This is a genomic window from Streptomyces sp. 7R007, from assembly GCF_054850255.1.
Genome location: NZ_JBTWMV010000014.1, coordinates 35455 through 62147, shown reverse-complemented (window position 1 = coordinate 62147; position 26693 = coordinate 35455). Strand labels below are relative to the sequence as shown.

Annotated in this window: 26 protein-coding genes and 1 pseudogene; 13 read left to right on the top strand and 14 right to left on the bottom strand. The window is 72.4% G+C overall.

Translation table 11 applies throughout. The annotated features are described in order from the left end of the window. Positions 1–67: 67 nt before the first annotated feature. The 4 genes and pseudogenes from ACYF6T_RS19950 to ACYF6T_RS19935 all read right to left on the bottom strand — a co-directional run bounded on the left by ACYF6T_RS19950 (position 68) and on the right by ACYF6T_RS19935 (position 3009). Positions 68–1078 (bottom strand): aldo/keto reductase, encoded by a 1011-nt coding sequence (locus ACYF6T_RS19950; protein WP_461698138.1) that lies wholly within the window; start codon positions 1076–1078, stop codon positions 68–70. Positions 1079–1347: 269 nt separating this feature from the next. After that, on the bottom strand, positions 1348–2199 hold the full coding sequence (locus tag ACYF6T_RS19945) for an RCC1 domain-containing protein (RefSeq protein WP_461698137.1): 852 nt from the start codon (positions 2197–2199) through the stop codon (positions 1348–1350). A 307-nt stretch (positions 2200–2506) separates the two neighbouring features. Then, positions 2507–2662: pseudogene (locus ACYF6T_RS19940) on the bottom strand (IS701 family transposase); the annotation flags it as partial. 14 nt (positions 2663–2676) lie between these two features. Further along, complete coding sequence (locus ACYF6T_RS19935) at positions 2677–3009, bottom strand: hypothetical protein (protein WP_461698136.1); 333 nt, start codon at positions 3007–3009, stop codon at positions 2677–2679. A 297-nt stretch (positions 3010–3306) separates the two neighbouring features. Between ACYF6T_RS19935 and ACYF6T_RS19930 the strand changes: the two genes are divergently transcribed. The 3 genes from ACYF6T_RS19930 (at position 3307) to ACYF6T_RS19920 (ending at position 6119) form a co-directional block, all read left to right on the top strand. Next, positions 3307–3876: a TetR family transcriptional regulator gene (locus ACYF6T_RS19930; RefSeq protein WP_461698135.1), complete on the top strand. Its 570-nt coding sequence runs from the start codon at positions 3307–3309 to the stop codon at positions 3874–3876. A gap of 104 nt (positions 3877–3980) precedes the next feature. Beyond that, positions 3981–4910, top strand: coding sequence for an NADP-dependent oxidoreductase (locus ACYF6T_RS19925; protein WP_461698134.1), 930 nt, complete (start codon positions 3981–3983; stop codon positions 4908–4910). Positions 4911–5687: 777 nt separating this feature from the next. After that, on the top strand, positions 5688–6119 hold the full coding sequence (locus ACYF6T_RS19920) for a VOC family protein (protein ID WP_461698133.1): 432 nt from the start codon (positions 5688–5690) through the stop codon (positions 6117–6119). On the opposite strand, the gene ACYF6T_RS19915 is transcribed toward ACYF6T_RS19920, so the two are convergent. The 8 genes from ACYF6T_RS19915 to ACYF6T_RS19880 form a co-directional block, all read right to left on the bottom strand. Continuing rightward, positions 6038–6529, bottom strand: coding sequence for a 4'-phosphopantetheinyl transferase family protein (locus tag ACYF6T_RS19915; protein WP_461698132.1), 492 nt, complete (start codon positions 6527–6529; stop codon positions 6038–6040). The genes ACYF6T_RS19920 and ACYF6T_RS19915 overlap by 82 nt on opposite strands. 155 nt (positions 6530–6684) lie before the next feature. Continuing rightward, entirely contained in the window at positions 6685–7812 is a 1128-nt protein-coding gene (locus ACYF6T_RS19910; RefSeq protein WP_461698131.1) for an acyl-CoA dehydrogenase family protein, read from the bottom strand. Continuing rightward, a complete protein-coding gene (locus ACYF6T_RS19905; protein WP_461698130.1) occupies positions 7805–8995 on the bottom strand; it encodes an acyl-CoA dehydrogenase family protein in 1191 nt (396 codons plus the stop codon). Before ACYF6T_RS19905 ends, ACYF6T_RS19910 begins: the two co-directional genes overlap by 8 nt. Further along, on the bottom strand, positions 8992–9243 hold the full coding sequence (locus ACYF6T_RS19900; protein ID WP_461698129.1) for a phosphopantetheine-binding protein: 252 nt from the start codon (positions 9241–9243) through the stop codon (positions 8992–8994). The genes ACYF6T_RS19905 and ACYF6T_RS19900 overlap by 4 nt, the downstream gene beginning before the upstream one ends. Further along, positions 9188–10504, bottom strand: a complete 1317-nt coding sequence (locus tag ACYF6T_RS19895) for a type III PLP-dependent enzyme domain-containing protein (protein ID WP_461698128.1) — start codon at positions 10502–10504, stop codon at positions 9188–9190. Before ACYF6T_RS19895 ends, ACYF6T_RS19900 begins: the two co-directional genes overlap by 56 nt. Next, a complete protein-coding gene (locus ACYF6T_RS19890; protein ID WP_461698127.1) occupies positions 10497–11987 on the bottom strand; it encodes a class I adenylate-forming enzyme family protein in 1491 nt (496 codons plus the stop codon). The genes ACYF6T_RS19895 and ACYF6T_RS19890 overlap by 8 nt, the downstream gene beginning before the upstream one ends. A 9-nt stretch (positions 11988–11996) precedes the next feature. Then, positions 11997–12260, bottom strand: coding sequence for an acyl carrier protein (locus ACYF6T_RS19885; protein WP_461698126.1), 264 nt, complete (start codon positions 12258–12260; stop codon positions 11997–11999). Positions 12261–12319: 59 nt separating this feature from the next. Then, on the bottom strand, positions 12320–13276 hold the full coding sequence (locus ACYF6T_RS19880) for a hypothetical protein (protein ID WP_461698125.1): 957 nt from the start codon (positions 13274–13276) through the stop codon (positions 12320–12322). A 242-nt stretch (positions 13277–13518) separates the two neighbouring features. Here ACYF6T_RS19880 and ACYF6T_RS19875 point away from each other — a divergent pair, with 242 nt between their 5' ends. The 5 genes from ACYF6T_RS19875 to ACYF6T_RS19855 all read left to right on the top strand — a co-directional run bounded on the left by ACYF6T_RS19875 (position 13519) and on the right by ACYF6T_RS19855 (position 18448). Then, positions 13519–14490 carry a hypothetical protein gene (locus ACYF6T_RS19875; protein ID WP_461698124.1) on the top strand — a complete coding sequence of 324 codons (972 nt, stop codon included), beginning with the start codon at positions 13519–13521 and terminating at the stop codon, positions 14488–14490. Continuing rightward, positions 14487–15842: an AMP-binding protein gene (locus ACYF6T_RS19870; protein WP_461698123.1), complete on the top strand. Its 1356-nt coding sequence runs from the start codon at positions 14487–14489 to the stop codon at positions 15840–15842. The genes ACYF6T_RS19875 and ACYF6T_RS19870 overlap by 4 nt, the downstream gene beginning before the upstream one ends. A 135-nt stretch (positions 15843–15977) precedes the next feature. Continuing rightward, a complete protein-coding gene (locus ACYF6T_RS19865) occupies positions 15978–17153 on the top strand; it encodes a 3-dehydroquinate synthase family protein (protein ID WP_461698122.1) in 1176 nt (391 codons plus the stop codon). Then, positions 17129–17386 (top strand): acyl carrier protein, encoded by a 258-nt coding sequence (locus ACYF6T_RS19860; protein ID WP_461698121.1) that lies wholly within the window; start codon positions 17129–17131, stop codon positions 17384–17386. Before ACYF6T_RS19865 ends, ACYF6T_RS19860 begins: the two co-directional genes overlap by 25 nt. A gap of 144 nt (positions 17387–17530) precedes the next feature. Further along, positions 17531–18448 (top strand): LysR family transcriptional regulator, encoded by a 918-nt coding sequence (locus tag ACYF6T_RS19855; protein WP_461698120.1) that lies wholly within the window; start codon positions 17531–17533, stop codon positions 18446–18448. 57 nt (positions 18449–18505) lie between these two features. Here ACYF6T_RS19855 and ACYF6T_RS19850 read toward each other — a convergent pair whose 3' ends face one another. Beyond that, the gene (locus tag ACYF6T_RS19850; protein WP_461698119.1) at positions 18506–19153 is read right to left on the bottom strand and encodes a ribonuclease FAU-1 family protein; all 648 of its coding nucleotides are present in this window, start codon (positions 19151–19153) and stop codon (positions 18506–18508) included. 26 nt (positions 19154–19179) lie between these two features. Continuing rightward, positions 19180–19989, bottom strand: coding sequence for a 5'/3'-nucleotidase SurE (surE, locus tag ACYF6T_RS19845; protein ID WP_461698118.1), 810 nt, complete (start codon positions 19987–19989; stop codon positions 19180–19182). Between the two features lie 202 nt (positions 19990–20191). On the opposite strand from surE, the gene ACYF6T_RS19840 reads away from it, so the two are divergent. Genes ACYF6T_RS19840 through ACYF6T_RS19820 form a run of 5 tightly spaced genes read left to right on the top strand, consistent with a single transcriptional unit; the run spans position 20192 to position 26622 of the window. Further along, on the top strand, positions 20192–21508 hold the full coding sequence (locus ACYF6T_RS19840; protein WP_461698117.1) for a DegT/DnrJ/EryC1/StrS family aminotransferase: 1317 nt from the start codon (positions 20192–20194) through the stop codon (positions 21506–21508). Between the two features lies 1 nt (position 21509). Next, complete coding sequence (locus tag ACYF6T_RS19835; RefSeq protein WP_461698116.1) at positions 21510–22610, top strand: glycosyltransferase family 2 protein; 1101 nt, start codon at positions 21510–21512, stop codon at positions 22608–22610. A 16-nt stretch (positions 22611–22626) separates the two neighbouring features. After that, a complete protein-coding gene (locus ACYF6T_RS19830; protein ID WP_461698115.1) occupies positions 22627–24054 on the top strand; it encodes a condensation domain-containing protein in 1428 nt (475 codons plus the stop codon). A 55-nt stretch (positions 24055–24109) separates the two neighbouring features. Continuing rightward, a complete protein-coding gene (locus ACYF6T_RS19825; protein WP_461698114.1) occupies positions 24110–25726 on the top strand; it encodes an amino acid adenylation domain-containing protein in 1617 nt (538 codons plus the stop codon). Continuing rightward, positions 25723–26622, top strand: coding sequence for a hypothetical protein (locus ACYF6T_RS19820; protein ID WP_461698113.1), 900 nt, complete (start codon positions 25723–25725; stop codon positions 26620–26622). Before ACYF6T_RS19825 ends, ACYF6T_RS19820 begins: the two co-directional genes overlap by 4 nt. Positions 26623–26693: the final 71 nt, after the last annotated feature.

Genomic DNA, 26693 nt, shown 5'->3' with positions numbered 1-26693 from the left:
AGTGCGGACGACGGACTCGGCGTAGGTCGGCCGCCCGACAGAGTCGCAAGCCCGGCGGTGGCCGGGACTACCGGGAGCCCGCCACAGGATGCCGCTTGTAGAAGGACTCCTCCAAGTAGGCGGCCTCGTGCGGCTGGTAGGGCTCCTCCAAGTAGGCGGCCTCGTCCTCGTCGAGTTCGACGTCCACCGCGGCCAGCGCGTCGGCCAGCTGGGCCGCCTTGGTGACCCCGACGATGGGCGAGGTCACCACCGGGTTGCGCATGACCCAGGCCAGGGCGACCTGGGCCGGGGACAGGCCCCGCTTGCCCGCGATCTCATGGACGCGGTCGGCCACCGCCTGGTCCTCGTCGCGGTAGAGGATCTTGCCGCCCGCGTCGGTCCCGGCACGCGCCGTGGCGGTGTTCCGGGCCCGCGTCAGCCTGCCCCGCGCCAGCGGGCTCCACGGGATCATGCCGATGCCCTGGTCGGCGCAGAGAGGGATCATCTCCCGCTCCGCTTCCCGGTGGATGAGGTTGTAGTGGTCCTGCATCGACACGAACCGGGTCCAGCCGTTCAGGTCGGCCAGGTACAGGGCCTTGGCGAACTGCCAGGCGTACATGGAAGAGGCCCCGATGTAGCGGACCTTCCCGGACTTGACCGCGTCGTGCAGCGCCTCGAGGGTTTCCTCGATCGGGGTGTCGTAGTCCCAGCGGTGGATCTGGTACAGGTCGATGTAGTCGGTCCCCAGTCGCTTCAGGGAGGCGTCGAGCTCGGCGAAGATCGCCTTGCGGGACAGCCCGGCGCCGTTCGGGCCGGGGCGCATCCGCATCCAGACCTTGGTGGAGAGAACGACCTCCTCGCGGCGGGTGAAGTCCCTGACCGCCTGGCCGACGATCTCCTCGCTGCTTCCGGCGCTGTACCCATTGGCCGTGTCGAGGAAGTTGACGCCGCCCTCAAGGGCCTGCTTGATGATGTCCCGGCTGGCGTCCGCGCCCAGCGACCAGGGCTCGCCGCCCCGGTCCGGCTCGCCGAAGCTCATACAACCGAGGGCGATGGCGGAGACTTCCAGGCCGGTCTTCCCGAGTTTGACGTATCGCATGCTGCCGAACCTAGGAGTTGATGTGCGCTCTAACGCAAACACGTCGCGGTCCGGAATTCGGAGGCGTGTGGCGTTGTACGCCCTGTCAGGTTTCGACCGTTTCAGCCGGACATTCCAGGGGGCCCAGCGGTAGCGGATGGCAAACGCTCAATTCTCATCCGAGTGTGTGCGGCACTCTTGCGCCCCCCAGCGGCAAACCGCCCTCGCGAATCCGTCAGCAGGGAACCGGGAATGACGGCGTGTCAGGTCGCGCTGGCGCGGCCTGGGGCCTAGGGAATCCGGACTCCGGACCAGGTATCTGCTTCACACTGTCTGTCGGCATTGTTCCCTGCGGTCACGACTGTGCCGTTGGCACGCAGGCCAAGGGTGTGCGTCGAACCGGCCGCCACGGCGACCATCTCGCGCCAATCGCTGACTTCACACTGTCCGTAGCTGTTGTCTCCCGCTGCGAGGACACGTCCTGACGCTGTGACCCCGACGGTGTGGTAACTGCCGGCGCCGATCGCCACCACGTCTTCCCACTCGCCGACCTCGCACGCCCCGGTTGCCCGTTCCCCGGTCGCTACCGCCCGCCCGTCGGCTCTGAGACCGACGGTATGCAGATACCCGGCCGAAATCGCGACAAGCCCACGCCACCCCTCAACGGCACACTGCCCTCGTCGGTTGTTCCCCGTGGCCAGTGCAGAACCGTCCGACCGGATGCCGACCGAGTGCCAGTCACCACACGAGAGGACGACCATCTCCCGCCAGGACCGCACGTCGCACTGTCCTTCCGAACTCCGGCCAACCGCCAGCACGCGGCCATCCGCGAGTAGCCCGAGCGTGCGGCGCCAGCCCGCGGCCACGGCCGTGACGCCTCGCCATCCGGCGACATCACACTGCCCATCGCCATTCCACCCCGTCGCCAGCACCGTGCCGTCCGACCGGAGTCCCACCGTATGAGACCTGCCCGTGTTCGTCGCGGTATGGACGTTGCCGGCCGCCACCGCGACGACGTCTTCCCATCGCTCGACAAGACATTCGCCGGCTGCAGTATTGCCCACGGCGAGGACGGTTCCATCCCAGCGCCGTCCGACCGAATGACGCCTTCCGGCCGCCAGCGCCGACGAGTTGGCGAACATTCCGCCTCCTGGTGCTCGGCGCGTTCGCGACACGGGATTCCACCTTACTTCGGCCTGGAACCGGAACGGGGTCCTCAGTATGTGGATTCGGGTCCTGGGAGGTTCCGCTGGTGCGGGCGGCGGTATCGCGGCGCTCGTGACGGCGCCCCAACCCGCGGGTTTCTTATCGCCCAGCAACGTCAAGCGGGCACACGGGACGTCGTCGAACCGGTGCGCAAGGTCCAAGCGGAGCAGCACACGCCACCGGCCCCCCGCCGACGGCACCGACGTCGTCGCGGACGTCATCGGCACTCCAACGTGCGGTTCACAGCGGGCGCTGCATCGGCCCGGGGCGGGCGTGGCCGGCCTGCTCGGCCGGCCGCCAGCATTTCTTGCGCTCGACGCTGGAGAGTAGTCCCAGCAGGTAGTCGCGAGCCGTCGCCCATGCCTCGACCCGGCGGAACCGGCCGGCAATCCCCGCCATGGCTCGGTCGAACGTTAGCGCTTGGCGAGTTCGCACATCTTGGCGATCAACACGTCACCCGCGTTCTTGGCGCTCACCAGGCCCTCGTCCCAGTCCAGCACCTCGATCCCGTCCTTCCGGTCCGGTCGCGTTGTCATCAAAGCCGAGGAGAGGGCGTCAGCAGGCCGGCCCTCGGGGATGGGCTGCACGACCAGATCGGGGCCGGCGGCAACGGCGGACTTCCACTCCTGCCGACTGATCTCAGGCCCCTCCTCGTCCCACCAGTCGCCGCGCCGCGTGTTGTGCAGGTCATACCCCATGCACAGAAGCGGGACGTCGTCCATCGCCTCGTGCAGCCCGGCCGCCATCTTCCGGGCACGCCTCGGTCGGTAGCGGCCGCGCCGGCTCGGCGCCGTGCTCCTGATCCTCGTGCTGCTCGCCCACGACTCCATCGTCCTCCGCTCGATCGTTCTCCGCGTCGGCGGGCGGGTCCGCGGCCGGGTGCTGATCCGCGCCCGGGCAGCTTGCCCGCGGCGGCCTCCGACAAGGATCAACGCGGGGCAAGCACGGCCAGCCTCATGGCGTGCCGCACGCCCTCACCTGCGGTCATCCTGATCCGACGTACGATGTCTCGGAGTGCCATCAAGGTCGGGGTGGAGGAACGCGTGGCTCGATGGGAACCTGACGCACAGGCGCGCCTGCAGAACGCAGCGCTGGAACTGGTCACTCGGCAGGGATTCGAGCGGACGACGGCAGCGGAGATCGCGGAAGCTGTCGGACTGAATCGCCGGACTTTCTTCCGGCATTTCCCCGACAAAAGGGACGTTTTCTTCGCCGGTCAGGACCAGATCGAAGCCGATCTGGTCGCCGGGGTGACCGAGGCGCCCCCCGGCGAGTCACCGATGGGGCTCGTCGGGCTGGCGCTGGCCCGCGCGGCCGACACCTTGGCGCATGTGCCCAGAGAGCAGGCGCGGGCGCGCCAGGCGATCATCGATGCGGAGCCGGCGTTGCTGGAGCGGGAGCGCCAGAAGTTCGCCGTCCTCGCCCGCAGCGTCGGCGACGCGATGCGGGCACGGGGCGTTGCCGACCTCGCGGCCACCCTCGCGGCCGAGTCCGGCGTCCTCATCTTCAGGACGGCGTTCACGCAGTGGCTGGCCGACGGCGAGTCGCGGTCCCTGCCGCTGATCATCGCCGAGACAACGGCCGCGCTACGTGCACTCAACGTCACGCACTAACCATGTCTCTCAGAGACATTAATCACCCCGTTGGGGATGTTCATGGCGCACCCTTCCCGCTAAGTTGATGTCACTGGGAGACATCAACAGTGGAGGACGGCGACATGAAGCGCATCCAGTACCACGAGTACGGCGGCCCCGAAGTCCTGCGACTGGAGGAGTTCACGCCGGCTCGGCCCGGCAGGGGCGAGGTCCTGGTCCGTGTCAAAGCGGCGGCCCTCAACCCGATGGACATCGGCATCCGCCAGGGCAGACTGAAAATGGTCACTGGCCGCAAGTTCCCTCGGGCACTCGGGCACGACTTCGCCGGCATCGTCGAGCTGGTCGGCGACGATGTCACCCAGGTTCGCCCCGGTGACGAGGTCATCGGGGCGGCGGGCATCAAGGCGGCCGGAGCGTTCGCCGAGATGGTTCTCGTCGAGGAGAAGTCGGTCGTGCGGAAACCGAGGAACCTGTCATGGGATGAGGCCGCCGCACTCCCGACGCCCGCCATCACCGCGTACCTGGCGCTGGCCAAGAAAGGCAAGCTGAAGGCTGGGCAGTCTGTCTTCGTCGCCGGCGCGCTCGGCGCGGTCGGCCGGTCGGCCGTCCAACTCGCCATGATGATGGGTGCCTCGGTCGGCGGCAGCTGCCGTGACACCGCCGTGCAGGAGGCTCACGACCTCGGGCTCTCTCCGATCGTCGAGTTCGACTTCGATTCGAGCCGTTACGCCCGGCGGTTCGACGTCATCCTCGACACCTCTGGCCAGTTGCCGCTCAAATCGGCAAAAACGATGGTCAAGCCCGGCGGCCACATCGTCGACATCCGGCCCGCGCCGGCGAAGTTCGTGCGAGCCGCCCTGCCAGGGCCCTACGAGGTGCTGGTCGCCAACCCGGACCGGGCCGATGTCGAGCAGATGGTGCGGGCCGCCGAAGAGGGAGTCCTTCGGATTCCGATTGCCAGCGTGGTGCCGCTCGGCAGTGCCATCCCGGCCCTTGCAGAGTTCGAGCGCCGCACCGGTTCCAAGGGCGGCAAGCTCATCATCACAACCTGAGCTGGCCTCGGGTTTCCGTTTCCGCTCGGCAGCGTCTGTGTCAGTCGGCGACTGGTGACAAGGAGCGTCGCCCAGAGCACCATCGCCTCGTGATGACACAGTCGGTGTCCGAGTCACGAACGCGGTGAGTGCGCCCAACGATCCGTCTGGGAGCACATGACCTGCACGGGACCATGTACAACGGCGGGTGGCTGCGTTTCGAACGGTTCCCGGCCGTGTGTGCCGAAAACCACGTCCACGCAGGTCAACCGCCATGTCGATACGGTCTGCTGCACCGTTGGCTCTCCAGTGTGACTTCGCGATCTTGTCGTGGACCCGGCTGGGAACGGGTGCGGCCACCGCGTGATCATCGGTTGGTGTGTGAACAAACGAAGATCGCGCGGTGGCCGCGGGCCATGGCGTAGGCCCTGCCCGCCGGCGGGAGGTGTTCGACCAGGTCATGGCCCGGATCGCGGGACGGTTCGGCCGAGTCGAGCCGAGGGCGAGTGCCCGTGCCTATCTGTCCGGGCTGCTGTCGGAGGCGGAGCGGAAGAGCCACGTCCGTCGAACCGCGCCACCCCGCCCGCCACGACCCGATCAAATTGACCGTCCCGGAGATCCATCATCTGCTCGCAGCCGTCCTCACCCCGCCGGCCCTGTCAGCGACCAGGCTGCTGCACTGGTGCACCTGGCGCAGACCCCGCCGGGCGACAGCCCGACGCAGTCACCACAAACGGCGGTCCGCCGGCGAACCTGCTGGATAGATCACGAACCGCATTGGAGCACTAGCCTGGTGGGATGGACACACGCCCCCGCTACAGCCTGTCCGCGGCCGTCCTCGACTGCCCCGACCCGCACGAGTTGGCGGCGTTCTACCGTCGTCTGTTCGGCTGGGAGGTGCGCGAGTCGGAACCGGACTGGGTGATGATCGCGCCGCCGGAGGGCGGCACGGGCCTGTCCTTCCAGACCGAGCCGCAGTTCGTGCGTCCGACCTGGCCGGCCGAGCCCGGCGCGCAGCAGATGATGCTGCATCTCGACATCGGGGTGGAGGACCTGGACAGCGCTGTCGCGCATGCCCGGGACATGGGCGCGCGGCTGGCCGAGGTCCAGCCGCAGGACGACGTTCGGGTCATGCTGGACCCGGTGGGTCACCCCTTCTGCCTGTACGTCCGCTCGTCGGACGAGTCCGACCGGGCTTCCGGGGCGGGTCCGGCCAGGCACAGGGGGTAGGGGCAGGCGGGGTGCGTGAGATGGTGCCAGGCCCAGTCCCGCCAGCGGCCGGTCCGGGCGCCCAGCGGTACGGGGATGTTCCAGGGCGCGTCCGCGAAGCCGCGGCCGGTGGCCTTGACGCAGGCTTCCTGGGCGGTCCAGATGTAGGCGAACTGCACCGCCCGCTGCCGCTCGGGCAGGGCGCGCAGGCGCGCGGCGTCGCCGGGGGCGCAGCACCGTCGGATCAGCGCGGAGCTGGGCGGCAGCGGCTCCTGGAGGTCCACGCCGACGGGGTGGTCGGCGAGCGCGGCGGCGACCATGGTGCCGCTGTGGCTGACGCTGAGCCAGAGCCCGGGGTGGCCCGGCAAGTAAGGGCGGCCCTCGGGGCGGGTGGCGACGGCGGCGTCGGGCGGGAGCCCGGCTTCGTGCAACAGGCGCCGCAGGAGCAGACGGCCCGCGTGATGCTCACGCCCGTGCTCAGGGGCCGGGTGCGGGGCAGGTCCGGGCCGACCCCTGTCAGCGGGCGCGCACAGTTCGCCGATCTCCGCCCAGGCAAGCCGTCGGCCGGGCGCCGGCTCGGCGAGGGTCACCATGGGACGTCGTCCAGCAGGGTGTCGGCGTGGTCGGCCACGACGTCCCGCAGCACCCGGGTGGTGCCTCCGGCGACGCCGAACATCGCCGCCTCGGCCGCCAGGCGGTACAGGCCCCCCGTGTGGAAGGCGTCGGCTCCCTGGAGGCGGGCGCAGATACGGATGACGTGGTCGACGGTGGCCGCACCGACCGCCTTCAGCAGTGCCGTCAGCGCGGCCACCGCAGGAGTGCCCGGGGTGCCGGGTGCGCAGGCACGGGCGCACAGGGCCTGCAGTTGCTGCTGCCGGATCACCGCGGCGGCGAACTCCTGGCGCACGCCGGGGTCCTGGGACTGCGTGTGCCCCAGATAGGTCCGCTCGTCCAGCCGGGCGCGTGTCTGGGCCAGCACCCTTCGGGACAGGGCGTTCGCCCACAGCCCGCTGGCGAGCCGGTCGGTGCCGATGCGGCGGGTGAAGGCGGCAAGTCCCCTGCCGGGCGGCCCCACCAGGCGCTCCGGGTTCAGGCGGACGGCGTCGAAGCGCAGCGAGCCCACGCCGGAGCCGGTGAAGCAGTCGGTGGGTTCGGCCTCGACCCGTACGCCCGGCGTGTCCAGGGGCAGCAGGACCAGGGAGAAGTTGGTGAAGTGCGGGCCTGGGCGATGGCGGGCGAGGACGAGCGCGTACTCGGCGGTCGTGGCGTTGGTGATCCACCGCTTGCCGCCGTCGAGCGTCCACTGCCCGGTGCCGGGGTCGTGCTCCATGCGTGTGGTCATCGCGGTCAGGTCGGACCCCGGCGCGCCGTCGTCCGTGGCCGCCAGGGCGACGGTGGTCTCGCCCCGCTCGGCTCTGCGCCGTACGCTGCGGGCCGGCTCCCCCGGGAGGTCGCGCAGCAGAGGCAGCGCCGCGGCGAGCTGGACGCAGACACTCAGCGTGGTGCCCAGGTCGTGCTGTGCGTCCAGGTCGGTGAGGAGCGCGGCGAGCCGGAAGGGGGCCAGGCCGTAACGCTCGTCGACACCCGGTCCGTGGAAGAGACTCGCGATCGTCCCATCGCGCCCCAGGTCCCGCCACACCTGCGCGGCCCTGCCGGGCACGGGCGCCTCGTCGGCCGGCGGGCTGTGCGGGCGGATGCGGTGCGCGCTAGGCAAAGCGCACCGCCCGGTCCTGGAGAGTCAGCGCTCCGTTGGCCGTGTGCAGCCGGTCGTTGCTGTAGTTCAGGGAAGCCGAGCGCAGGTCGCGCAGGGCCCGCTCCAAGGCGAGCGGTGTGCCCCGCAGGTAGCCCTGGGCCAGTCCCGCGAGTTCGACCAGGTCGTCGACGGCGGCCAGGCACTGCTCGGACGCTGTGATCTTCACCGTGTTCAGCAGCGACTGCACGGAGGGTGTGCTCACCTCGCGCACCCCGTCGGCGTACACCTGCGTCGCGTGCCGCAGGAGGGCGTGCACGGTCTCCAGCCGCTGCCGAGCCTTCGACAGCCGGGTGAGGAGCAGTTCACCGCTCAGGTCCCGGCGCTTGCGCTCCCCCGGGCCGCGCAACCAGCCGACCGTGCGCGACAGGGCGCCCGTCGCGGTGCCCAGCCAGCACGCGGCCCAGCCGAGGTGGGCGAGGGGCGCGAAGGTGGTGACGGTGACGTGGCGGAAGTTCCCGTGCCCGCCGATGACCTGGTCCACCGGCACCGGGCCGCGCAGCCGCATCGGCACGCTGTCCGTGGCGCGCATGCCGAGGGAGTTCCACTCGCCGGTGACCTCCGCCTCCAGTCGGCCGCGTTCGGCGTACACGAGGGAGACCTCGTGCGGTGACACCGCGTCGGGTGCCTGGGTGGTGACGAGGAAGGCGTCGGCATACCGGCCGCCGGTCACCACCGGCGCGACCCGGTCCAGGACCAGGTGGTCGCCGGCCGTCCGCAGCGCGGGGTCCGCGGTGAGGAGGTGACCGCCGGTCGCGGCACCGGTCGTCACCGAGGCCAGGTACACCTCCCCCGCGGCGATCCGGCGCAGGAGGCGGTCGCGCAGCTCCGGGGCGGCGTGGTCGCGTACGGCGGCGACCTGCTGGCAGTGCATGGCGAAGATCATGGCGGTGGACAGGCAGTCCCGGGCCAGCAGGGCACTGATGCGGAGCATGTCGGACAGGCTCCCGCCCATTCCGCCGTGGCTGGCAGGCACGAGGAGACCGAGCAGGCCGGAGCTGCGCATCAGAGCCAGGGCCTCGTGGGGGAACCTCGCGTGTTCGTCGCAGTCGGCCGCGTGCCGTCGGACGGTCTCGGCGAGGGCCTCCAAGTCGGCTTCCGCTGCCGGGGCGGCCGTCGTGTGGGCGGGGACGGTGGCCGAGGTCATGCCGCCTCCGACCGGCCGCGGGTGGCTTCGACCGCCTGCCACAGGCTTCCCGCGGTCGCGAAGGTGGCGTCGTTGAGGTACTCGTCGTCCAGGGTGACGCCGTACGCGTCCTCGATGTCGAACATCAACTCGATGGCCTGCATCGAGGTCAGGCCCATCGTCGGCAGCGGCGTCTCCTCGGTCACCGGTTCGTCACCGGGCAGGAAGCGCAGGTGCGGACGGAGCAGTGCGGTGAACGTGGTCTCCATCGTCGGTTCCCTTCTCCGGGGTGGTCGTCTCCGGCCCTGTGATGGCGGTGCGGTGCAGGGTGAGACGGGTGGTGCCCAGGTGTCGACGACCGTCGGTGACGACTTCCAGGGGCAGGGGGTGGCCGAGGAACAGGGCGAGACTGGCGGACAGCCCGTACGCCCCCACGTTGGGGACATGGACGAGGTCGCCGGGCTTGGCGGCCGCCATGTGGGCCCCGTTGGCCCAGGTGTCCAGGGGTGTGCACAGCGGACCGCAGACCATGGTGGCCTCGCCCTCCGCGGCGGCCGGCGCGGTGTTCGCGGCGGTCACGATCTCCGGGCGGATGGGCGGCACCCGTTTGAGGCCGGCCATGCCGCCGAGGTGGTGGATGCCGGTGTCCAGGACCATGACGCGGCGGCCGTGGGAGTGCTTGACGTCGAGCACCCGGCCGTAGAGGCGGCCGCACGTGGCGGTGAGATAGCGGCCGGCCTCGAACGCGACGGCGGGCCGGCCCTCCCGCCACCCGGGGAAGGCCCCGTCCAGCGCGGCGGCGAGTCGTCCGGCGAGCAACGGGTAGTCGGGCAGCTCCCCCGCGCGGGCGTAGGGAGCGGCGAAGCCGCCTCCCAGATCGAGCGTCTCCAGCCGTACGCCCAGGATGTCCTGGACCCGGACCGCGGTCTCCACCGCGATGAGGAACTGCTCGGTCAGCGCCTGTTCGTCGGCGAGGTTCGTCGCCAGGTACAGGTGAAGTCCCCGGCACACGGCCCGCGGATGGCGCGTGAACTCCGACAGCTCCCGCCGGATGGAGTCCAGGTCGGCACCGAACGGGGAGGGCAGGCCCGTCATGGTCAGACCGGTGGCCGTGGCGGCCCGGTCCGGGTTGACGCGCAGCAGGTACCCGGCCGTGGTGCCGCGCCGGGCCGCCGCTGCGGCCAGTTGCCGGACGGCGTGCGCGGAATCCAGCGAGAACAGCCGTACGCCTGCCGCGAGTGCGGCGTCCACCTCCGCGTCGCTCTTGCCGGGGCCGGTGTACAGGACGTCCTGCGGGCGCACACCGGCGGCCAGGGCCGTGCGCAGCTCTCCGGCGGAGCTGACCTCGGCGTGGCAGCCCTGCCGGAGCAGGGTGGTGACCACGTCCGGGTGCGGATTGGCCTTGACGGAGTAGTACAGCTCGCTGGGCGCCGGCAGGCAGGAGCGCAGCCGGTCGTGTGCGGCCCGCACGGTGGCCAGGTCGTAGACGTAGGCGGGGGTCGGCCCGTGGTAGGCGGCGGTGTCAGACACGGCTTCCCTCCGTGATCCAGCGGGTCAGCGTCTTCTTGTCGGTCTTGCCGTTCGCGCTGGCCGGGAGCCGGGCGACCGACACGCACCGCGGCGGCACCTTGTAGTTCTCGATCCACTGCCTGAGCTGCGGCAGGACCGTGTCGGGGGCGGCGTCGCCGGAGACGACGAGCACGGCCTGCGGGTGGTCGGCGTCGGGCACCAGCACCGCGGCGGCCGTCACGCCCGGCACCCGCCGGGCCGCCGCTTCGACCTCGATCGCGCTGACCCGGAAGCCGTCCTGCTTGTAGATGTCGTCACGCCGTCCGGCGAAGCGCAGGTATCCGTCCTCGTCGACCGATCCGTAGTCGCCGGTGCGCAGTTCGGGGAAGAGGCCCTCCCGTCGGACGAAGCGTTCCGAGGTCAGCTCGGGGCGCCGCCAGTAGCCGGCCATGACGTGCGGGCCGCGCACCGTGATCTCGCCGACCGCACCCGGCGGCTGACGGTTGCCGTCGGCGTCGACGGTGAACACCTCGGTCCCGTCGAGCGGGCGGCCGACCGTCCCGGGCCTGCTCAGGTCCTCGTCCGGTTCCATGATCGACACGCGTTTGCACTCGGTGAGTCCGTACATCAACTGCACGCGCACGTCCGGCAGTTCCGCGCGCAGCCCGGCCAGCGTCGCGTCCGGCATGGCAGCGCCGGTGTTGGTCAGCAGACGCAGCGGCGGCCTGGGTCCGGGCCTGCGGCGCAACAGGGTGAGCAGCGCCGCGGCGACCGGCGGGACGGCCGGCAGCACGGTGGTGCCGGTGCGTACGAGGGCGCCGAGCAGACCGGGACCGGCCTCGGCGCGGGTTCCCAGATGCAGGTGGGCGCCCGCCGCCGCGCACAGGAACACCTGGTAGAGGCCGTAGTCGAAGGAGAGGGGGAGGAAGCAGTGCACGACGTCATCGGCGGTGTAGCGAAGCCGTCGGCCGATGGCGGTGGCGGCGAAGACCACCTGGGCGTGCGTGCAGACCACGGCCTTGGGCAGCGCCGTGGTGCCGGAGGTGTAGACGAGGCACACCGGGTCGACGGACAGCGGCAGTTGCGACGTCGTCGGGACCGGCCCGGCGGGGAGGTCGTACAGCTCGTCGAGGGTGAGGTGCCGGATGCGCGCGTCGCGGGCGGCCCGCCCGGTCTCCTCGATGCCGGTGACGACCAGGCGCGGTGCGCAGTCGGCGAGGATGTGGCGCAGGACCGGTCCGGTGACCTCCTCGTGGACGACCGTGAACACCGCACCCAGGCGGGAGGCGGCGAACAGCAGGGCCGGCAGGTACGGGTGGGCGCAGTCGGTCACGAACAGACGGTCCCCGCGCCGCAGTCCGCAGGAGTGGAGGACCCCCGCCAGCCGGAGACTGGCGTCACGCAGCTCGCCGTAGCGCAGGGTCCGGTCGCCGCGGGTGACCGCGGGCGCGGTGGGGCGCCGGATGCGGTCGTCGAGGAGGTCGTGCAGCAGGTGTGGTGCCACGTCGTCGGGTCACCGCCTTCCGCTGGTGACGAGGGCGCCCTCGACGAGGGCGCTGAGCCGGTGGGCGTTGCGCAGGTTGGCCGGGGTCAGCTCTTCGGGGTCGCAGACGATCCCGTACCGCTCCTCCAACTGCTCGACGAGGTCGGCCATCACGAAGGAACTGAAGGCCGGGTAGCGGTCCAGCTGCGGCTGTGCGGCGATCCGTTCCGGCGTCTCTCCCAGCACGCCGGCCGCGAGCCGGGTCACTGTGATGAACACGTTCTCCGAGGTCATGGGGGTCCTTCGTGATCGGCTGCGGTGCGAGGTGAGCGGCGTCGGGTCCGGTGGCCGCCTCAGGCCGCCAGCCGGCGGGCGAGTTCCGCGTCGCGGGTCAGCAGGTGCGCGAACCGCTCGTGCAGTCGCGCCGGTTCGGGGCGGCCCCGGCGCACCCGGCGTGCCGCGAGGTAGCAGTGGCCGGCGAACTCCCGCCAGGCGTCGGCCTGTTCGGCCTGAGCCCTGGTGCCGGCCGCCCCTGCCCTCCCGGCCGCGAGGGTGGTCAGCCAGGTGTGGTGCAACCGCCGGGACCGGGCCAGCAGCCAGGTCTCCAGCAGCAGGGCCTCCGCGGCCCGGAGGCGGTCGGGGTGGTCACGGTAGGCGGACACGTACGCCTCGACGGCGCTCGCCCCGGTCCGGGTCCACGCGTCCGCGTTGCGCCGCAGGACATCCGCCGGGTCGGGGGCGACGTGGCCGGGGACGACCGCCGCCGTGCCGACCCGCACGGGCCCGGTACCGTCGAGAATCCGGGCGACCTCGTGCGGGGTCATCGTCCATCCTCCGGGGCGTGCACGGCCGAAGGGCGTGTCGTTGTCGTAGGCGTCCCACACCCGCAGCCGGTCCTCGCGCCGTTCGTGGGGAGTCAGCACGAACGTGTGGGACATGTGCCGGCGACCGAAGTAGGGGCACCAGGGCAGGTCGTGAGCGTCGGCGACCACGAACAGCAGTCGTGCGCCGCGGTGCAGCGCTTCCAGGGCCGTCCCGGCGCGAAGGCCGTCCGCCGGCTCGGCGATGTCCACGCCCACGAGCTCGCGCAGGACGTGGACGTGCTCCGTGACGGTCGGCTCGACGGTCGGCAGGTCCCCGGGGCCCTCGCGCGGGGCGAACCGCAAGGGAGCGCCGAGTGCGGCGTGGCTGCCCGAGCCGATCAGGTGATCGGCCACGAGGGCCAGGTTCGCCTGCACGCAGTCCATGGCCGAGGTGTCGAGGGCGCCGACGACATCGGCCGGCGAGCCGGTCTTCGTGTCCTGAGGCATGGGGCCACCTGCCCTCCGGTCGATGCATGCGCTTCGGGCTTTTCGGCAATCCGAGCTTGCGGAACCGAAGCTAACATTCTGGAATTCGAAAGCGCACGGCCCGCTCTATTCCCCCATAAAGCCTCGCTATAGGGTGCGGCGCGCCTTCCCTTGACTCTGGTATTCACGGCGGAAATACGATGGAAAGGCACCGAGATCCGTGCCGCTCCCGACGCCACGACCGCAACCGGAAGGAGTCCGGAATGCCCCTGCCCGAAGGCGGCCGAATTTCCGAACTCAGCTGCTACACCACCAACCTCGTCGCCTACCTCGACAGGGACGAACCCGGCGCCGCGTACCGCCTCGCGCATGCCGTCCGGCTGGCCGTGCGCACCGACCTGCCCGGCGGCGGCCTCGCGTTCAGCCAGCACCACCGGATCGACCGCACCGGGGCCGGCTGGGAACTCGGTTACCGGGGCGCCGCCGACTGGGAGAGGGCCCGCGCTGGACTACGACGGGAGGCGTCCGCCAACGGCGCCGTGCTGGCGAGCGGAAACACCCGCCACATGCCCTGGTCCTCACAGTCCGGCACGGTCGGCGTGCCGCACTGGATTCTGCTGCGGGCGCGGGCGCACGGCCGTTGGCACGTGACGGACCATTTCGCGGCCCTGCTTCCCCGGGGCGAACACCGCCCCCACTCGGGGGAGTTGACCGACAACGAACTGCGGGCCCTGCTCACACCGGTCGGCGACCGCGGTCCCGCAGCCGTGCGGGACGCGCTCGCGCTGGGCGAACCGGTGCCGGTACCGCCCCCCGGGGAGTACCGCTGGCTCGTGCGGCAACCGCACACGGTGCCGCGGCCGCTGCCCGGTTCCTGGCTGGACGAGCCGCGGGCGGTCCTGGACTTCCTGGCCGGCCGGGTGGCGGCGGACGTGCCGACCCTGGTGGACCACGCCGACGATCTGTGGGCCGCGGCCCGGCACCACTGCCACCGCATCACCGTGCTGGCCGGCCGGGGCCTGCTGCCGGAGCCCGCCGCCGGTGCGGCCGCCGAGCGCTGGTCGAAGCTCCCGCAGACCCTGCGCTTCGCCGCCATGTCGGCGCAACGAGGCCGCCCCAGGCCGGAGTTGGTGGTCCGGGCCTTCGACGACGTCATCCGGGCCATGTCGGACCTGGAACGGCCACGGCAGCCGATGGCCACCACGGCGTCCCTGGCCGCGCGGAGCTCCCGATGAGCGGGGGGCCGTCGGGCACGGTCCGGATGCCTGGGAAGGCGGCGCGGATGTACGACTGCCTGGCAGAGGCCGGGCGGACCTCGCCCGACGCCCCGGCCGTCGTCGAGTACGCCGGGGAGGGGGTCGTACGCCTGGTCACCTACGGGCGGTTGCGGCGGTTCGTCGACGACACCGCACAGGCGCTCACGAGGGCCGGGCTCGGCGTCGGTGACCGGGTGATGGTGGAGTCGGACACCTCGGCACCGGCCGTCGCGCTGTTCCTGGCCTGCTCCAAGCTGGGGCTGCTGTGCGTGCCGGTGACGGTGGGCACCGCCCCGCACCGGCTCGCGGACATGGTCGACGCCGTCCAGCCCGACCTGTACCTGCGGGCCGGTGGCGTGGCGCTGCGGCCCATCGCGCCTCCGGCCGGCACGGGACGGTTCGGTCCCGCCGGTGTCGTCGTCGAGCGGCCTCCCCGCCGTCCGCCGGGATGGACCGGCCGGCGCAGCAGTCTGGAATGCGACCCGGCCTGTCTCGTCTTCACCTCCGGCGCTCTGGGCCGCGCCGCGGGAGTGGTGATGAGCCACCGCAGTCTGGGCGCGCTGCAGGACAGCCTGACGGCGTGCGACCTCGTGGGCGGCGGCGACCGGGTCGTCACCACCGCGCGGTTCGGGTCCGCCGACTGCCTTGCGGACCTCTGCCTGGCGCTGGGCGGCGGCGCGGCGATCGTGCCGGTACCGCCCGCCCTCCTGCACTGGCCGGGCAGCCTCCTGCGCTTTGTGGAGACCGCAGGTGCCACCGTCGCGAGCGGACCGGCGTCTGTCTGGCAGCGGGTCCTGTGCCAGGTGCGCCGGCCGGCCCGCCTCGACCGGCTGCGTACCGTGCTGCTGCGCGACCGGGAGCTCCCCCTGCCGGAGCTGCACCGACTGCGGACCATGATCACCCGGGCCCGCGTCGTCCACTGTTACGGCCACGCCGAGTCACCCGTCTGCGCCTTGACCGACATCCCCCGGCCGCTGCCCGACGATCCGCGGAGGCTGCCGGTGGGGACCGTGCGGCCCGGCGTCGAGATGATGGTCGTGGACGAGGACGAGCAGCCCATCGAGGACTGCGGTGTCGTCGGAGAACTGTACGTGCGCAGCCCGATGCTCTTCACGGCCTACTGGGGCGATCCCGAGGCGACCAGCGAGGCCCTGGTCCCGGACCCGGTGAACCGCCGCTCCGGTCAGACCGTGCTGCGCACCGGCGACCTCGCCTGGCTCGGGGAGGACGGGCGGCTCTATCTCCACGGCCGCTCCCCCGGCGAGCACCGCTTGCCGCGGGAGCGGCGGTGGCCGCACCGCGGTGACAGCAGGCAGACGGTGTCCGGTTGAGTCCGCGCGGCCCGTGCCGCCGCGCCACCCGCCCCGTCGACGACCGAGGTGGTCGGCGAGTTGCCCGCCACCGACCCAACAGGCCGACTGCCCCGCACCGACCGCGGGCCGGCCGAACCCGGAGAGGTGTACATCTTGCTCGAACGACGCGTACCACTGGACGGTCACGACATTCCCTATCTCTACGGCACCGACTGCGCCCAGGAACTGGCCGACGCGCTGGCCCGCACGGCGGGCCCGGCGGAGTCCGTGCTCTTCGTGGTGGACCGCAGGGTCACCCCCCACGCCCTCCCCGTCATCAGGCGGTTGTCGAGCCACCTCAGGACGGAGACGTACGAGATCGAGGCGGCGGAGTCGAACAAGACGATGCCCCTCGTCCAGGACATCGCCGAGCGCGCCGTCGCACGCGGGGTGAACCGCAGTTCCCTCGTGGTGGGCATGGGCGGTGGGCTGGTGGGCAACGTCGCCGGTCTCACCGCGGCGCTGCTGTTCCGCGGCACCCGCCTGGTGCACCTGCCCACCACACCGGTGGCCGCCTTCGACTCGGTGGTCTCCGTCAAGCAGGCGGTCAACCTGCGCGGCGGCAAGAACCTCTGCGGCACCTACTACACCCCGTCGCTGATCGCCTGCGACCTGCGCTGGCTGGCGACGGTCCCGCACTCGGAACTGCTCACCGGGCTCGCCGAGATGGCCAAGAACGTCCTCGCGATCATGCCCCACATGGAAGAGACCCTGCACGACGCGTTACAGATCCTGCCCCAGGACCGGACCGCCGCACTGCACCAGCTGTTCGGCATCGGGCTGGACTCGAAGATCCCCTTCCTCGGCAGGGACCCGCGCGAACGCAAGGAGGCCCTGGTCTTCGAGTACGGCCACACCACGGGACACGCGCTGGAGTTCATGTCGAACGGCGCGATGAAGCACGGTGAGGCCGTGGCCTGGGGCATGCTGGTCGCGGCCGAGGTGAGCCGGAACCTGGGCATCCTCGGCCCCGAGGACCTCGAACGCCACTACCGCGTCGTCGACTGGCTCGGGCTGCCGGACGCCGGGGAGCGGCTCGCCTTCGTGGACCGCGCGGAACTGCGCGCGAAGCTCGGCACCGACAACAAGCGCGGCTACGTGCCCTGCGGCCCGGACGAGGCGGCGATGGTGCTGCTGGAGTCCCTCGGCTCCGCCCTGACCGGCCCGCACGGGTATCCGCTGGTGGCCGTCGACCAGGAAGCGGTGGTGTCGGCCCTGGACACGGTCATGGCGGGGGCCCACCGGCTGGAAGGAGGCGGCCGGCGGTGGACGACGTCGAGCGCGCGGTGAGGACCGTACTGGCCGAGGTGCTCGGCAACGGGCTCCGGGCCGAGGACATCGACGCGGACGCGGACTTGGTGGAGTACGGCCTGGACTCCCTCAAGGCCGTCTCGCTGCTGCTCGGCGTCGAGGAGGCCCTCGGCGCGGAGCTGGGCCCCGACGCGCTGGAGACACAGCCCCTGACGGTCCGTGAGTTCAGCGAGCACCTGCGCTCCCTGCCCAGGAGGCGGGCCCTGACCTAGAGGACGCCTCCTCCGGGTCCGTGTATGGCCGGCGTACGGCGGATGTATCCGCCCGGGCGAGGCTGAGGACCGGGAGAGGGCGCCGCTCGGGCGCCCCGTGTTCGGTGCCGCGCGTTGCCACCGTGGCGGCGGAAGGGCGAACTCATGGAGACTCCGCAGCTGGAGGCGTTCATCACCGTCGTCGAAGCCGGCAGCTTCACCCGGGCGGCGGCGAGACTGCGCCTGTCCCAGCCAACCGTCACCAATCGCATCAAGGCACTCGAGCAGGCCCTGGGGGTCACCCTGCTGGAGCGGCTCCCGCAAGGTGCCGCTCCGACTCCGGCCGGCGGCGAACTGGTCCCCTACGCCCGTCAGATCGTCTCCCTCAACGCCCATGCCCACCTGGCCCTCAGCTCGGCCGGCCGACTGCGCGGACGCGTGGACGTCGGCACGATCGAGAGCCTGACCAACCATCGGCTGCTGCCCCTGATCGAGTACGTGTACCTGCGCTATCCGTCGGTGGAGATCTCCATGCGGTCACCGGCGGAAGGGGACGCGCTCTCCCATGTCCGCGGCGGGCGGCTCGACTGCGCCTTCTTCGTGGACTGCGTCCAGGAGGGCCATACGGACCTGGAGACGAGGGTCCTGTGCCCCGAACCGCTGGTCCTGGTCGCCGGGCCCGGTCACCCGCTGGCCGGCCGCAAGGGCGTCGGCCACGCGGACCTGCTCGGTGCCACCCTCGTCCGCTCCGACAGCAGCGCCGGCTACCACCTGCGCTTCCAGCACGTCCTGGACACCGTCGGCGCCGGGCAGCCCCGCGTCTTCACCCTCAACTCGGTCGACGCCGCCAAGCGGGGCGTCGCCAACGGCGTCGGCGTGGCACTGATGCCGCGGATCGCCGTCGCGGAGGAACTCGCCGCCGGCGAGTTGTGCCGGGTCGACTGGTCCCCGCCGTTCGAGACCTTCACCCAGCTGGCACGGCGGCGCGGCGTCGCCGCGAACCCGGCGCTCGACGCCTTCACGGAGGCCGCGGTGCGGGTGGTGGAGGAGCAGCTCAGTGACCAGGCGCTGGCCCCGGCCTGAGGATACGGTGCCCGTGCGGGCCCGGCGGACGCGTCACGTCCGCCGGGCCCGCCACCGTCATACGGGCGGTCGCCGGCAGCCCGGCGGCAGCCCGGTGGGTACCGGCCAGGAGGGGTCGGGCCGGAAGTCGCACCACGTCCCGTCGAACGGAAAGCGCCCCTGTCGCACCAGCGACAGCACGCGCTCCCCCTCGGCACGCACCGCCGCCTCGTCCGCCACCCAGTAGTGCCCGGGGTGGGCCAGCCGCTCGGCCAGCTCCTCCTCGTCCTTCCACTCCCAGGTGCGGTCCGGGCGCACGACCAGGTCGAGGTCCTGGTCCACGATGTCCAGGCCGGCCAGACCGTCCTGCTCCCAACGCACCGCCGGCTCCTCCAGGTTGACGTACCACTCGGAGAAGCGGCCGTCCTCGGCGAACTGCCACCACACCGAGTGAGCGGCGCCCTCCGGCAGGAGCATCAGCGTTCCTCCCCCGGTCCAGGTGCCCTCTGCCAGGCGGTGGGAGCAGACGGACCATTCCTCGAACGGCATGGAGCGCATCCCGCGCCCGTCGGCGGCCACCTCGTAGGCGACCGTCGTGCCCGGAGCGATCCACAGCAGCAGGCCGCGTGCGTCGTGCGCGACCACCCGCGCGGGGCGGATCCAGCCGATGCGGCCCCGGCGGACATTGCGGTGCACGACGACCCGCCCGGGCCGGAGCGTGCCCATGTCGGCCTCCCGCAGACCCTCCCGCCTCACAGCGGCAGCTCGATTCCCGCCATCTCCCCGACCGGCCGGACCGGGGTGACCGTGGCATACCCCGCCCCGAGCAGGGCCAGGTCGGTCCCCGGCGCCGGCTGTGCCCCGTTCTCCTCGGCGGTCAGCCGCACGAACCCTCCCTCCTCGTCGGCGGCGACCATCTGGGTCGTGCCGAACGGCGCCAGTGAGGCGCGCTTGAGCCCCCGTACCTCCTCGGCCGGACGGTCGGGAACGTTGAGGTTGAGAACAGTCCGCTCAGGCAGTGCGGGCAGCACCGTCATCAGCCGCCGGACGAGGCCGGTCGCCGTCTCCCAGTGCCGGCTCTCCTCCCAGGCCGCGTCCGTCTCCTGGGTGCCGCGGCCCGCCGTGGCCTCGACCGCGGACAGGGCGTCCAGCGACACCGCGATGGCCCGCAGCCCGTTGTCCGCGGCGGTCACCGCGGCCCCGACGGTGCCCGAGTGCAGGATCGCGTGGCCCGCGTTGGTGCCGAGGTTGACACCGGAGAGCACGATGTCCGGGGGCGGACCGAAGGCACCCGCGGCGGCGAGGACGACCACGCACGCCGGTGAGGCCGCCACACCGTGGGCGGGGACGCCGGCGAGGTCCTCCAGCTCGTGCCGCTCGACGGCGACCCGGCCCTCGTGCAGCACCGCGCCCAGACTGGCGCTGCTGCCGCTCATCTCGGTGGCCGGAGCGGCGACGACCACGTCGTGGCCGCAGTCCGCCATCGCATGCGCGAGCCGTCGCAGACCGGTGGCGAAGATCCCGTCGTCGTTGGTGACCAGCACTCGTTGCGTCGTCTCCATGCCTCATCGCCTGGCCTGCGCCGGGTGGGGATAAACCCCGCTCGGCGGGCGCCGGTCACCGGCCGGGCGCAGATGTATGGAGCCCGTACACGGCGTGTATCGCAGCCAGCGACCGTACCGGTTGGGCCTGCGCGGTCACGGCCGGTCCCGGCCTCTTACGACCGCGCACGCCTTGTGAGCACGCCCGACGGAAGGAGGGCCCATGGCCCCGGCGCAGCTTCGAACTCTCCGCCTCGCCATCGACGGCGGGCTGCCGGTCCGCCGGCCAGACGCGGGCTGGCCGCTGTGGCCACAGCCGGCGGACGGCGCGGAGGCGGAACTGCTCTCCGTGCTGCACAGCGGCCGGTGGGCCATCAGCAGCCCCTACCGGGGCGAGCTGGCCGAACGCCGGTTCGCGGCACGGTTCGCCCAGTACACCGGGGCGCGGCACTGCGTCCCCACCGACCACGGCTCCAGCGCCCTGGTGATCGCCCTGGAGTCCCTCGGACTGCACAGCGGTGCCCTGGTGCTCGTGCCGGCACTGACCTGGACGGCGAGCGCCACGGCCGTGCTGCGGGCCGGGCTCGTGCCCGTCCTGGTCGACGTCGACCCGTGGACCGGCTGCATGACCCCGGACACGCTCGACCTGGACGTGGGCGCCCAGGCGGTGATCGCCGTCCACTGGGCCTGCTCGATGGCCGATGTCCCGGCGCTGTCGGAGGTCGCGGTGCCCCGCGGCATGAGCGTCATCGAGGACGCCGCCCAGGCGCACGGCGCGCGGTGGCAGGGACGCTCGGCGGGCACCCTGGGACGCCTGGGGTGCTTCAGCATGCAGCACGCCAAGGTCCTCAGCTCCGGGGAGGGCGGTGCCGTGGTGACGGACGACGACGACCTGGCGCCCGTCCTGCAGGAGCTGCGCGCCGACTCCCGCCGTTACGGCGCCGACCGGCGGCCCGGCGCGCTGGAACTGGTGGAGGACCCCTCCACGATGGGCTCCAACTTCTGCATGAGCGAGTTCTCCGCAGCGCTGCTGTGCGCCCAACTCGGGGCGCTGGAGCAGCAGAACGCCATCCGCACCGCCAACTACACGCGCCTGGCCGAGCTGCTGTCCACCATCCCCGGCGTGCGTCTGCTGCGCCGCCGGCCGGAGCAGGACCGGCTGTCGCTGTACGAGGTGCCGATCATCCTCGACCCGCTGCCCGAGGGCCGGGACAACACCTGGGCGGCACGCGCGCTCAGCGCGGAGCTGCGCACCCATGTCTACACACCGCGCACGCCCCTGTCGCGCAGTGCGCTCCTGCGACCGTGGACGAAGCCGACCATCGCCCCGCTGGCGGACCGCTTCGTCGCCCTCCACCAGGACCGCAGCTATCCGGGTGCCGAGTACCTGGCCCGGCACGCCGTGGTGCTGCATCACAGTGCCTTCCTCGGTCCCGCGACGGACATGGACGACATCGCCGAGGCGGTCGCCAAGGTCGTCACCGGCCCGGCAGACCACACCGCAGGCGCCCGGCACGACGTCGAGACGAAGGTGGGCTGACATGCCTGACCACGCAGTCTCCGACGGCATCCGGCCCGGTATCACCGTCGTGATACCGGTCAAGGGCCGGGTGGAGCTGACCCGCAGGCTCCTAGAGAGCCTGGAGAAGTCCGCCGCACGGTGCCCCGAACCGGCCGAGGTCGTCGTGGTGGACGACCGCAACTCGCCCGAGGCCGCGGAACACCAGGAGAGCTGCCGCCGTCACGGCGCGCGCTACGTCGGCGGTCCGGCCCATGTCGGCGCCAAGCGCAACCTCGGCGCCCGTCTCGCCCGGCACGACCTGCTCTGCTTCGTGGACTCCGACTGCCGTGCCGCTCCCGAGCTGCTGAGCCGTCACGTCCAGGCGCTGCGCGGCGCCCCGTCCGAGGTGGCCGCGAACGCCGGACCGGCGCTGCTGGCCGCGGAGGGGCAGACCGCGATCTCGCGGATCATGGAGCGGTCCTGGCTGCTCAACGGCCATCACGAGGACCCGCTGCACCACGAGCGGATGACCTGCGCGGGCACCTCCAACCTGGCGGTCAGGCGGGAGGCGTTCGAAGCGATCGGCGGTTTCCCGGAGGACTCCCCCCACCCGCTGGGCGGCGAGGACATCGACTTCGGGCTCCGGCTGACCGGGCGCGGCCGCATCACCGTCTGCGACCCGGAGGCCGTCGTCACGCACGACGCCACCAGCACCGACTCCGTGCGGGCGGTGTGCCGGCGGTTGATGAACTACGGGCGGTCCGAGCAGTGGCTGTGTCTCGTGCACCCGCGGCGGCGACGCTTCCGGCTCAACCCCGTCAGCGTCCTCGCCCTGACCGGTCTCGCCTCGCTCACCGGTCCGCGCCCCGCCCGGGTGCGCCGGGCGCTGGCCGTACCGGCGGTCGCCGGCGTCCTGCTGGCCGCCCGGACCAAACCCCTGCTGCACGGCGAACGGTCCGCCCGCGCCCTGGCCGACTCGGTGGCCTGCGCGCTGCTGGAGTGCTTCTTCGACATGGGCGCCGTCGTCGGCGCGGTCGAACACCGCCGCCCGGACCTGCTGTTCGCCGGATTCGAGATGCCGGACGACAGCGCCCACCGCCGCGCCGGCGACAGGAAGGCAGAGCCCGATGACGACAGCTGACCCCAGGACGGCGGGGATGAGCCGTACCACGCCGGACGCCTCCGGCGACCGCCTGCCCCTGGCCCCGGCCCAGGAGACGCTGTGGGAGTTCATGCGGGCCCTGGCCCCCGACGATCCCGGGGCGGCGCGGCTGCCGGTCGTGGACTTCCGCCGTATCGAGGGGACCGTGGACCGGCCGGCCTTCGAGCAGGCGCTGCGCGACGTGGAGCGCCGCCACCACGCGCTGCGCATGGTCTTCGACCGTCTCGGGGACGAGCCGCTGCTGCGCACCCGGGCCGAGACGGACGTCCCCTTCACCTACCTGGACCTGTCCGCGCTGCCCGCCGCCGAGCGGCGGCAGCGGATCGACGCGCTGGTGCACGGCGCCCGCTTCCCTGCCTTCGACCTGCTGGCGGGGCCGTTGTGGCGGGTGTGCCTGGTGCGCGTGGGGCCCGGCGACCACCTACTGGTGGCCTCGTTCTTCCACGTCATCTCCGACGGCTGGTCCTGCCAGGTGTTCGTGGAGGACCTCATCCAGGCGTACGGGGCACGGCTCGGCCACGGCTCCCCGCCGGGGGACCTCGACGTGACGTTCCGGGACGTCACCGCGTGGCAGCGCGCGCTCCTGGCCGGGGATCCCGCGCGGGACGCGTACTGGCGACGGCAGCTGCTGCCCCTGCCCTCCGAGCCGGTGTTCCCGCCCCTGGCCACCCCCCGCGGCCGGGACCTGACGGCCGAGGTGGCCCATCCGTTCACCTTCGGCGACGAGGTCGCCGCCGCGGTACGGGACGTGGCGTGGCGGGCGCGCAGCACGCCGTTCCTGGTGCTGCTGGCCGCCTACCACGTCCTGCTGTGCCGCCGGCTGGGCCGGGACCGGCTGGTCGCGGGGACCACGACGCTGGGCCGGACGACCCCACGGGCCCGGCGGGTCATCGGCCAGTTCACCAACAACGTCTATCCGGCGCTGCGCGTCGGCCCCGTCGACTCCTTCCTGGACGTGGTGCGGTCGCTGCACGCGACGACGAACGAGGCCATGGCCCACGTGTCGTCCTTCAACCGTCTGGCCCGCGCGGTGTGCCCGGACTTCGACCGGCTGCGGCCCTGGTCGTTCATCGAGGTGTTCGACTACTGGTTCCAGTCGGCCGCGCCCGCCGAGGCCGATCTGGAGGTGGCCGGGCTGCGCGTCCGGCAGGTGGCGCCGGGCGGTGAGGGCGCCCTCGACGAGGGGCCCCCGACGGCCGACCTGGCCGAGGCGGGGGACCGCCTGGCCGTGTGGGCGCGGCGCGGCGTGCCGATCGTGGTCGTCGACGACGCCCGTCAAGGCGGGGTGCTGATCTACAACCGGGACCTCTACGACCCCGCCACGGTCGAGGACCTGGCGGCGGAGTACCAGGCGATCGTGGCCGCCCTGACCGCCGCACCGCAGAGCGCGCTGCGGGACGCCTGCGCGGCCCCCCGGGCCTGACGCGGACCGGGCCGGACACCGCGCACCCACCGGCCAACCCGAAGGGAGACCCCTCGTGACCCGGATCCTGACCGAGAACGGCACCTTGTACACGTGGTTCCACGACACCGCCCTGCGCCACCCGGGCGCGACGGCCGTGGAGACCGCGACACGGGCGGTGAGCTACGAGGAACTGGACGCTCTGGCCGGCCGGGTGGCCGCCGCCCTGGTGCGCAGCGGCGGCCACCGCCCGGCCACCGTCGGCCTGCTCGCCGCGCGGGGTCTCGCCGGATACGCGGGCTATCTGGCGGCGCTCCGGCTGGGCGCGGCCGTCGTACCGCTGAATCCCGCCTTCCCCCCGGCCCGGAACACGGCCGTGGCCCGGACCGCCCGGGTGCGCACCGTGGTGTGCGACGAAGCCGGCGCGCCGCACGCGGGGCAGGTGGCCGCCGCCTGCGAGGCGGAGCTGGTCCCGCTGGTGGCCACCGACCGCGGCGACTGGCCGTCCGCCCTGCCGGCCGAGATCTGGACAGAGCCCTGCCCCGCGACACCCGACGACATCGCCTACACGCTCTTCACCTCCGGCTCCACCGGCGAGCCCAAAGGCGTGCCCATCCGCCACCGCAACCTGCGCGCCTACCTCGCCGACCGCGCCGAGCACCACGAGGTGGGGCCGGGCGCCCGGCTCTCGCAGACCTTCGAGCTGACCTTCGACCCCTCGGTCTTCGACCTGTTCGTCGCCTGGACGGCGGGAGCGACGCTGGTGGTGCCCGAGCCGGACGAGGTGTTGCGGCCCGTGGAGTTCGTCAACGCACGGCACCTCACCCACTGGTTCTCCGTCCCGTCCGTGATATCGCTGGCCCGCAGGTTCCGGGCGCTGCCCGCGGGCGGCATGCCCGGCCTGCGGCACAGCGTCTTCGCCGGCGAACAGCTCACCCTGGACCAGGCGGCCGCCTGGTCGGCGGCGGCACCGAACAGTCGCGTCGACAACCTCTACGGGCCGACCGAACTGACCATCACCTGCACCGGATACCGGCTGCCGGCCGACCCCCGCGCCTGGCCGGACACCTCCAACGGCACCGTCCCGATCGGCGGCCCGCACCCCCTGCTGGAGGCGGTCGTGCTGGACGCAGACGGCAAGGAGGCGGCCGAGGGCGAGCTGTGCGTGCGCGGGCCGCAGCGCTTCGACGGCTACGCCGATCCCGAGCACGGCCGGCACGCCTTCGTCCGCCACCCGGAGCAGGGCGCCGCCGCCGAGGGCGATCCCGCCGATCCGCGGTGCTACTACCGCACCGGGGACCGGGTGCGCCGCGAAAGCGGCGAACTGGTGCACGTGGGGCGACTGGACGACCAGGTGAAGATAGCGGGTCACCGCGTCGAGCCCAGCGAAGTCGAGGCGGTGCTCAGGCGGCATCCGCTGGTGCGCGAGGCGGTGGTGCTGCCGACCACCGCCGGCCCCGCCGGGCTGCAGGCCTTCTACGTCGCCGAGAGGGCCGAGGAGCCGGCCCGGGTCCCGGACCTGATCCAGTGGGTCGGCAGCCGTCTGCCGCGCTACATGGTCCCACGCCGTTTCTCCCAGGTCGCCGGCTTCCCGGTGAACGCCAGCGGCAAGACGGACCGCCGCCGACTGACCCGTATGGCCGAACAAGCCGCGGAAGCCGCCGTGCCGACCACGGGAGTGATGTCGCGATGACCGCCCGCCCTGCGTACGTGCCGGACGACGCGCTGCTCGCCCGCGCCCGCGAACTGGGCAAGGACCGTTTCAGCGTGGCACCCGGCGGTTCGCCCGAGGTGGAGCGGCAGGTCCGGGAGGCGGCCGCGGCCGAGGGCCTCTCCCCGGGCGCCCACCTGTGGCGCAAAGCCGGGTCCGTCGACGTGGGTTCACCGCACGACGGCGCGGTCTTCTGGGGCTACCAGGACCCGGTCGACCAGTCGTTGGAGTGCCACTACGTGGCCATGGCCTGGGTCGAACGCCACAACCGTGACCACCCCGAGCATCCGATGACCACCTTCTGGACCACCCCGGGCGGCGTCGAGATGGACGTGCTCAACAGGCTGTCCGCCGCGCAGTGGGAGGCACTCGGGCTGGACCCGGAGTTCCCGATGCGGCTGTGGGAGCTGATGTCGCTGCGGTACTCCCAGCTCTGCTCCGGCCGGGTGACCATGTTCTGCACGCACTTCCACCCGGACGTCCTGCTCGGCCGCACCGAACTTCCGGCCCTGCGCTGCAATCCGGCTGTCGGGCCGGAGCGGCTGCACTTCGTCCACCGGCCGCCGAAGCGGCTGAGCAACGGCGTGACCGTGCCCGAGAACGTCCGGCGGATCGTGTCCGAGCCCGGCAACCAGGCGAGCCTGCAGTTCTACGCGAGCGACCGGCCGGGTTTCCTCGACGTCGTGGAGGCGGGCGGGTGGAGTGACGACCGGCTGCGAGCGCGCGCGGCGGAACTGCGCGCGCAGGTGCGGCGCGCGGACCAGGCGTGGCAGGCCGCCCTGCGCCAGGGCCCCGCGGTCCCCGAGAGGCCCGCGGGCCGCCCCTGGAAGCCGGTGCGGCCGCCCATGGATCCGGTGCAGGCCGTACCGCAGAGCTGACCGCATCGCCCAGGTCCCTGCCGTGAAGCGTCATCCGGCAGGGACCTCGGCCGTCGTCCCGGGCACGGCAC

Bases quoted from the DNA above. Each gene is read 5' to 3' on its own strand.
- ACYF6T_RS19920 (WP_461698133.1), top strand. From the start codon at position 5,688: ATGGACACACGCCCCCGCTACAGCCTGTCCGCGGCCGTCCTCGACTGC.
- ACYF6T_RS19820 (WP_461698113.1), top strand. From the start codon at position 25,723: ATGACCGCCCGCCCTGCGTACGTGCCGGACGACGCGCTGCTCGCCCGC.
- ACYF6T_RS19885 (WP_461698126.1), bottom strand. From the start codon at position 12,260: ATGACCTCGGAGAACGTGTTCATCACAGTGACCCGGCTCGCGGCCGGC.
- ACYF6T_RS19880 (WP_461698125.1), bottom strand. From the start codon at position 13,276: ATGCCTCAGGACACGAAGACCGGCTCGCCGGCCGATGTCGTCGGCGCC.
- ACYF6T_RS19870 (WP_461698123.1), top strand. From the start codon at position 14,487: ATGAGCGGGGGGCCGTCGGGCACGGTCCGGATGCCTGGGAAGGCGGCG.
- ACYF6T_RS19855 (WP_461698120.1), top strand. From the start codon at position 17,531: ATGGAGACTCCGCAGCTGGAGGCGTTCATCACCGTCGTCGAAGCCGGC.
- ACYF6T_RS19905 (WP_461698130.1), bottom strand. From the start codon at position 8,995: ATGACCTCGGCCACCGTCCCCGCCCACACGACGGCCGCCCCGGCAGCG.
- ACYF6T_RS19850 (WP_461698119.1), bottom strand. From the start codon at position 19,153: ATGGGCACGCTCCGGCCCGGGCGGGTCGTCGTGCACCGCAATGTCCGC.
- ACYF6T_RS19840 (WP_461698117.1), top strand. From the start codon at position 20,192: ATGGCCCCGGCGCAGCTTCGAACTCTCCGCCTCGCCATCGACGGCGGG.
- ACYF6T_RS19935 (WP_461698136.1), bottom strand. From the start codon at position 3,009: ATGGCGGCCGGGCTGCACGAGGCGATGGACGACGTCCCGCTTCTGTGC.
- surE (WP_461698118.1), bottom strand. From the start codon at position 19,989: ATGGAGACGACGCAACGAGTGCTGGTCACCAACGACGACGGGATCTTC.
- ACYF6T_RS19950 (WP_461698138.1), bottom strand. From the start codon at position 1,078: ATGCGATACGTCAAACTCGGGAAGACCGGCCTGGAAGTCTCCGCCATC.
- ACYF6T_RS19945 (WP_461698137.1), bottom strand. From the start codon at position 2,199: ATGTTCGCCAACTCGTCGGCGCTGGCGGCCGGAAGGCGTCATTCGGTC.
- ACYF6T_RS19900 (WP_461698129.1), bottom strand. From the start codon at position 9,243: ATGGAGACCACGTTCACCGCACTGCTCCGTCCGCACCTGCGCTTCCTG.
- ACYF6T_RS19925 (WP_461698134.1), top strand. From the start codon at position 3,981: ATGAAGCGCATCCAGTACCACGAGTACGGCGGCCCCGAAGTCCTGCGA.
- ACYF6T_RS19875 (WP_461698124.1), top strand. From the start codon at position 13,519: ATGCCCCTGCCCGAAGGCGGCCGAATTTCCGAACTCAGCTGCTACACC.
- ACYF6T_RS19830 (WP_461698115.1), top strand. From the start codon at position 22,627: ATGAGCCGTACCACGCCGGACGCCTCCGGCGACCGCCTGCCCCTGGCC.
- ACYF6T_RS19835 (WP_461698116.1), top strand. From the start codon at position 21,510: ATGCCTGACCACGCAGTCTCCGACGGCATCCGGCCCGGTATCACCGTC.